Raw genomic sequence first — 6,363 nt, 5'->3', positions numbered from 1 at the left:
TATTTCAAACAAAAGCGATTGATCACACATCTGAAGAAGTGGCCTTTCTCGCTTTAAATTCTGTAAAATAAGTATAAGTATTTTCAAATGAGGTGTTTTTGATTATGATTAATTATGATTGGTACGTTATTAAAGAGATGAGGGGTTATATGAAACTTGTTAGACCATCATTGGAATTGAAGAATGAACATGAAAATTATGTGAAGGAATGGGGCCCTTCCCGTATGGTGCCCAGCAGCTTTAGCTTAGAAGGATTTGATACATATGAAGAATACTTAGATGCGCTCGCATTGCGACAGAGCGGGCATGGAAAGTGGTTGCCTAATTCGAGTTATTTTTTAATGAATGATCAACAGCAGGTTGTTGCAATGGTAGACATTCGACATGAGCTGAATGACTTTTTATATAATGAAGGTGGCCATATTGGGTACAGTGTTCGTCCCTCTGAGCGTCGTAAAGGGTATGCAACACGTATTCTGGGAGAAGCATTAAAGAAATGTAAAAAATTAAACATTACACGGGTTCTTGTGACATGTGATGGAGATAATATAGGTTCTGCTAAAACAATTGTTAAAAATGGCGGGGTTGAGGATGAGAGCTTCCAAAATGAAAATGGGGAGTTAATCCGAAGATTCTGGATAGAAAATGACTGAGAAGGTGAACGAATGAACGACAGCATCGTTATTGACAGTATGAGAGAAGTTGATTGGCCAGAGGTTCGGGACATATATTTGGAAGGTATTGCTGCAGGAAATGCAACCTTTGCTACAGAAGCCCCTGATTGGCACGAATGGAATGAAAAATATATAACCGTGTGCAGGATAGTAGCACGAGAAGAAGGGAAAGTAATTGGTTGGGCAGCGCTAATTCCAACGTCAAGCAAGGCTGCCTATTCCGGTGTGGCTGAACTAAGCATTTATCTAAGTGCTGGAAGTATAGGCAAAGGGATCGGAACGAGATTATTAAAGGCATTAATTAATAATAGTGAAGCAAATGGTTTCTGGACATTGCAATCCGGGGTCTTTCCCGAAAATACGGCAAGCATTAAATTACATAAAAAAGAGGGTTTCTGTGAAGTCGGTGTCCGGAAACGCATAGGAAAATTAAATGGCAGATGGCGGGATGTGGTCATGCTGGAGAGAAGGAGCGAGATTGTAGGGATTGATTAAATGGTATTATAGTTGTCGAAAATTTGATTGGCTTAAGTTTACAGAAATACGGATCAATTTCACAATTTTTGCGAGCAATCTAACGGAGATGTCTATTAATTAGGCATCTTTTTTTAAATATATAGTTGATTTTTCAGTCTATAAGTAATATACTACATTACACGACTAATGCACTAACTTAGGTTAAGGGGGTTATAAATTTGAAGCTGAACACAGATGGTGCTAAGCCTATTTACATACAAATTGCCGAGTGGATTGAAACAGAAATACTAAATGGCAATTTCAAACAGGATGACAAAGTATACTCCCAGTACCAGCTTTCAGAAATGTTTACAATTAACCCTGCCACAGCGGCTAAGGGATTAACTATATTATCTGATGAAAAGATACTTTATAACAAAAGGGGCCTAGGCAAATTCGTTACGAAGGATGCAAGAAAAATCATTAGATATAAGAGGAAAAACCAGACACTTAAAGGACTGCTGCGAGAAGTAGTTCTGGAGGCTGGTCGGCTGGATGTCAGTGAGCAGGAGTTAGTAGCTATGCTAAAGCAACTTCGTATGGAGGGGAATATAAAATGAATGTGATAGCATGTGAAAATTTAACGAAAAGACAAGGAAAAGAGAATACGTTACATGATCTGTCATTTACTTTAAAAGATAAATCTATAACAGGTCTCATAGGTAGAAATGGGGCAGGTAAGACAACTCTATTAAAAATTCTTGCCGGACTGTGGCGGGAAACCTCAGGAGAAGTATCTGTTTTTTCTGAGAAACCGTTTAATAGTATGCTTGTTTCTGCAAATAGCATTTATATCGATGATCAGATGGCCTTTCCCACAGCTCTTACTCTTTCTGAGCTTTTGAAAGAGGGAGAACGCTTCTATGGAAATTGGAACATGAAACTGGCAGAACGGCTTTTTGAATATTTTTCCTTTCACCCAAACCAAATACATAACACGTTGTCAAAGGGAAAAAAGAGTACGTTTAATATGATTGTTGGGTTAGCATCCAGATGTGAACTGACAATGTTTGATGAGCCTACGACAGGTATGGATGCTGCAGTACGAAATGACTTTTACAGAGCGCTGTTGAAAGACTACTTAGCACACCCAAGAACTTTCTTAATTTCCAGTCACCATTTAGATGAAATAGAGGATCTATTAGAAGATATATTACTTATCGAAGACGGGGAAAAAGTGTTGCAGCTGCCAATGGATGATTTAAAGGAATACGCAGTTGGTTTAACTGGCAGAACAGAGATCGTCAGGCAGTGGGCGATGAATAAGGAAGTTTTATATACGCAGGAAATTGACCTGAATAGTACTTATGTAGTCATAAAAAACGGATATTTTGAAGTGGAGAATGCGAAGCGACTGGGAATTAACGTGTCACCAGTTTCTTCAAGTGATGTATGTGTTTACTTAACGAATAAAAAGAAGGGAGGAATAGATGATGTCTTTAAATAGTCTGAGCTTAGGAACTGTTGTTTTAAGACAAACTCAATATAAACTGAAGGCATTTATAGGAGTGTTCAGTTCGCTGATTGTGCTGCAGCTTCTAGCGTTGCTCTTCTCATTTAATGGAACAGGGATGACAGGCACAGGCGGCGCTTATTGGAATGCTTCTGTAACCTATTATTCTTCTGATATAGTAATTATTTTTACAATGATATGGGCATTTATCAGTTCTGTTTTGATTACGACAAAGGCATATAGAGAAGATGATTACGTATTTATAGCCAATCGGCTAAGCAGTAATCTATCGAATATAGTTTTTATGTTAATGGCTAGTGCATTAGGTGCAATCACAGCTCTTTTGTCAGGATTTCTATTAAAGGTTGCTCTGTATTTCTTAGCTGACACTCAATCCTTTGAGCCAGGATCGGCAATTGGATTCGGTGACTATGTTAGTGGATTTATTGCAACTATTCTTTACATCCTTTTATTTGCTGCATTAGGTTACCTCGTTGGTACTATTGCACAAATACACCGGACTTTGGTTATCCTACTACCAGTTCTACTGATCGGTTCATTGTTTCTGGTAACAATCAGCGAAAGTCAATTAATTATTAATCTGGGTGAGTTTTATATCATGGAATCATCCTTTGTTTTTTTCTTATTTAAATTCATTGGAACGATCGTACTAACTTTAGTGGGTGCAGTAATTATATCTAATAAACGGGAGGTAAGGTAATGGGTATAGTATTAATTTATCTTCCAATTATTTTAATTTTCGTTGTCATCTATCTGATATCTAACTTATTAAAGCGGCAAATTAATAATTATGGAAAAAGTATAAAATGGATGCTCTTTGTTTATATCGGTATACTACTTATTTCCATGGTAACGTATTATCTACTTCCAATAGATAGTAAGCTTGTAAAAGAAGAGTCCGGTGACTCAGAAGTGGTGCCTGATCTATATAATTACAGGGATAAGATTGAAGAAATTGATAAATCATATATAAAAAAGAAGTGGAAAATGGAGTACCAAAATGATGAGATTGATATAAAGGCCCCAGAAAATGATGTTAACGGAACTTCCATACGCGTACACAGCACTTCTGAACTGGAGAGCGAAATCGAAGTTATTTACTATCAAACACCCACCAATATAAAGGGAGTTGACGTAACAAAACATGCACCAGTACCAAATGTTGTTATATCGTCGGATGCGTTAACTATTTATAATTCTGAACAAGTCGATCTTGAATTTACTATGTTAAGTCTTGAACTCCCCTTTAGCCAGTTTACTCGTGAGGCAGGTGACTCATCATGGATGAGTGGTTCAGGAGTCGAACATGGTGCTGAACTTATTTATATTCGAGTACCTGAAACGGTTGAACTTAATATAGAACCAGGTTACGGAATCTATTAATTTAAAATGAGGTGAAATGAGTAACCCCCTACATACAACTCAATTATGTTAGGGGGTTCTTGTATATATAATAATCCTGTGATTGATAGGATTTAAATCCACAGGATTCGTACAATCGCAGTGCATTCGTATTTTTCGTCTCTACTTCTAGAAAGATTGGCAAGTTCCTGACACGTTCTTGATTAACTAATTTCAATAAAGCTGCTCTGCCAATTCCTTTTCCTTGATGTTCAGGAAATATTGCGAAACCATATATCCATAACTCGTTATCTACACGAGCTATTCTTATTTTTCCTAGCGTCTGCCCTTTGTTCTCAATCATATAGAACTCGTGTGTTTCATCATTCTTTATTCTTTTATTGTATGCTTTCGCTTCCTCTTTTGGAAAGTTAAAGCAACTTACATCTAGTTCGACCTCTATATTGAGGTCATGATTCTCTGCGCGTCGAATGATGATATCATTGTTTTCATTAGGGTATCGCTTAATATCCGAGCATTTCATTTGATGTTCTGTCATTGAAAATTCACAGTGCTGTGTATTTATAAATCCTGCAGCTGATAAGGAGTTAGAAGGGGCATTTAATAGTATTGTTTTATAGTTACTTTTCGATAGTGTTGTTAGTGCTTCTCTAAACAGTTCCGAAAATATTCCTTTCCTCCTGTAAGCAGGTTTAACCATCCCACATAATTCGATTTTATCTCCAAATCTGTAAAACCCTAAAAATCCTGTAAGTTCCTTGTCTGCGTAGTAAAAGAAGTCGTGTATTTCTTTATCGTTACGACGTCTTAGCATGTCCCAATTTAACTTTATCTGAATCGATTCTTCTAGTTCACATTCCCGTTGGAGTTTTTTAATTGCATGTAATTGTTCGTTTGTAAGCAAGCTGATACCTCCTTATTCTGTTGGTGTATATCTACTGTTTAATATTCTTCGTCATTACGCCTAATTCCTTCTATGCATGAAAAATAAAAGAATTATTACTCTTGGGGTATAAATAATTACTCTTTAGAGTAATTAATGTTGCATTTAAACGTAAAATAAATTACTATATAAAGTAAGGAAGGAGGGGGCAGCTTGGAGAATATTAGATTAAATGTTCCATTATTACGGAGACGTGTTCCAAATTTAACAAGTGCAGCACGTTCAGTTGGCTTGCGGCCTGCAACTGTTTCCAATTTGAGCACAGGAAAGACACCTATAGGTCGAGCAGAAGTTCGGACTTTGGTTGCACTTGCAACACTTGCTGAATGTAGTTTGGATGAATTAATTATTAGAGGGGAGCGTGTGGAGATGATTGAAACGAAAATTAAAACGTTGGATTTATTCGCACCATTGGAAAAAGGAGGTACTGTCGGTTTAGTTGCTCGTCCAGGTATGGGGCAACTTGTCGTTCTGACAGAATTATTTCATCGAATGCGAAATGATGGGTATGTGTCGGTATTGCTTAAACCTAAAGGGGATTATCCTGGAGTAGATGATTTAGTTGATTTTGCAGATGTTGTAGTAAAATCAATTGATGAAGCATATGAAGAACTGGTGGCCACTGGTAAAAACAAAGATATCGTTTTTGCGGCGGACCGAAGTCATGTGTTAACAGGAAAAGTTTATGAACTGCATGAACGTCTTGAAAATGTCGGTATTACGAATGTTACTACATTCCTTTTAGATTTAAAGGGAGAAGTTGTTGACGAAGACTTACCATTTGGACCGCTTGAAACACTTTGGCATTTTGATGCTGATTTATCAGCAAGACATAAATACCCAGCAGTAAATCCACTATATTCTACTTCTTCTGTATTAGAAGGAGCGCATGCTGATCAAAATCATTTTACCATTCAACAACGTGCACAAAAGGTTTTACGTCGCTACTATGAATTGCGTTCATTAGTAAATGTTAAAGGAATTGATAAACTACCAGCATCTGAATTACCAACTTATAAACGCGGGGAACGATTGGAAGCTTATCTGACACAACCGTTCTATGTGGCAGAAAATTTCACTGGAATCAAAGGTGAATCTGTTGATCTTCAAGAAACTTTAGCTGATGTTCGGAAAATATTGGATGGAGCTACAGACACGCGAGAAATACAAGAATTAACGAATATAGGTAGTCTATAAAAATAGAATACAAAGTATATGCACGCGTTATGATTAGTCGATAATGCGTGTTTTTGTTTTGCTTAAAAACAATTTAAATGTATGTAGCACCGAATAGTATAGACGAGAAGTAAAATGATGATGATCTACTAAGGAAGTTTCTATAAACAAACTATTAGTATATATTTGTTAGAAACTGCTAGTATTTAGTTATACAA

Annotated in this window: 8 protein-coding genes; 7 read left to right on the top strand and 1 reads right to left on the bottom strand. The window is 36.8% G+C overall.

Annotation, left to right across the window (positions count from 1 at the left end; all coding sequences use genetic code 11):
• Window positions 1–104 precede the first annotated feature (104 nt).
• From QGM71_RS18310 to QGM71_RS18285, 6 genes are all read left to right on the top strand, one after another.
• The gene (locus QGM71_RS18310) at window positions 105–653 is read left to right on the top strand and encodes a GNAT family N-acetyltransferase (RefSeq protein ID WP_327609016.1); all 549 of its coding nucleotides are present in this window, start codon (window positions 105–107) and stop codon (window positions 651–653) included.
• Window positions 654–665: 12 nt separating this feature from the next.
• Window positions 666–1,169, top strand: coding sequence for a GNAT family N-acetyltransferase (locus QGM71_RS18305; RefSeq protein ID WP_327609015.1), 504 nt, complete (start codon window positions 666–668; stop codon window positions 1,167–1,169).
• 200 nt (window positions 1,170–1,369) lie between these two features.
• Window positions 1,370–1,750 (top strand): GntR family transcriptional regulator, encoded by a 381-nt coding sequence (locus QGM71_RS18300; RefSeq protein ID WP_327609014.1) that lies wholly within the window; start codon window positions 1,370–1,372, stop codon window positions 1,748–1,750.
• On the top strand, window positions 1,747–2,637 hold the full coding sequence (locus tag QGM71_RS18295) for an ABC transporter ATP-binding protein (protein WP_327609013.1): 891 nt from the start codon (window positions 1,747–1,749) through the stop codon (window positions 2,635–2,637). Before QGM71_RS18300 ends, QGM71_RS18295 begins: the two co-directional genes overlap by 4 nt.
• On the top strand, window positions 2,624–3,364 hold the full coding sequence (locus QGM71_RS18290) for a hypothetical protein (protein WP_327609012.1): 741 nt from the start codon (window positions 2,624–2,626) through the stop codon (window positions 3,362–3,364). The genes QGM71_RS18295 and QGM71_RS18290 overlap by 14 nt, the downstream gene beginning before the upstream one ends.
• On the top strand, window positions 3,364–4,047 hold the full coding sequence (locus tag QGM71_RS18285) for a hypothetical protein (protein WP_327609011.1): 684 nt from the start codon (window positions 3,364–3,366) through the stop codon (window positions 4,045–4,047). The genes QGM71_RS18290 and QGM71_RS18285 overlap by 1 nt, the downstream gene beginning before the upstream one ends.
• A gap of 43 nt (window positions 4,048–4,090) precedes the next feature.
• Here the strand turns inward: QGM71_RS18285 and QGM71_RS18280 are convergent, their stop codons facing one another.
• A complete protein-coding gene (locus QGM71_RS18280) occupies window positions 4,091–4,930 on the bottom strand; it encodes a GNAT family N-acetyltransferase (protein WP_327609010.1) in 840 nt (279 codons plus the stop codon).
• A 192-nt stretch (window positions 4,931–5,122) separates the two neighbouring features.
• Between QGM71_RS18280 and QGM71_RS18275 the strand changes: the two genes are divergently transcribed.
• Window positions 5,123–6,166: a P-loop NTPase family protein gene (locus QGM71_RS18275; RefSeq protein WP_327609009.1), complete on the top strand. Its 1,044-nt coding sequence runs from the start codon at window positions 5,123–5,125 to the stop codon at window positions 6,164–6,166.
• The last annotated feature ends 197 nt before the right edge of the window (window positions 6,167–6,363 follow it).

It is taken from the genome of Virgibacillus tibetensis (assembly GCF_036026595.1).
Classification (GTDB): Bacteria; Bacillota; Bacilli; order Bacillales; family Amphibacillaceae; genus Virgibacillus_P; species Virgibacillus_P tibetensis.
The sequence above is the reverse complement of the archived record's forward strand: the minus strand, read 5'-3'. Positions and strand labels throughout refer to the sequence as shown.

Bases quoted from the DNA above. Each gene is read 5' to 3' on its own strand.
- QGM71_RS18290 (WP_327609012.1), top strand. From the start codon at position 2,624: ATGTCTTTAAATAGTCTGAGCTTAGGAACTGTTGTTTTAAGACAAACT.
- QGM71_RS18295 (WP_327609013.1), top strand. From the start codon at position 1,747: ATGAATGTGATAGCATGTGAAAATTTAACGAAAAGACAAGGAAAAGAG.
- QGM71_RS18305 (WP_327609015.1), top strand. From the start codon at position 666: ATGAACGACAGCATCGTTATTGACAGTATGAGAGAAGTTGATTGGCCA.
- QGM71_RS18285 (WP_327609011.1), top strand. From the start codon at position 3,364: ATGGGTATAGTATTAATTTATCTTCCAATTATTTTAATTTTCGTTGTC.
- QGM71_RS18310 (WP_327609016.1), top strand. From the start codon at position 105: ATGATTAATTATGATTGGTACGTTATTAAAGAGATGAGGGGTTATATG.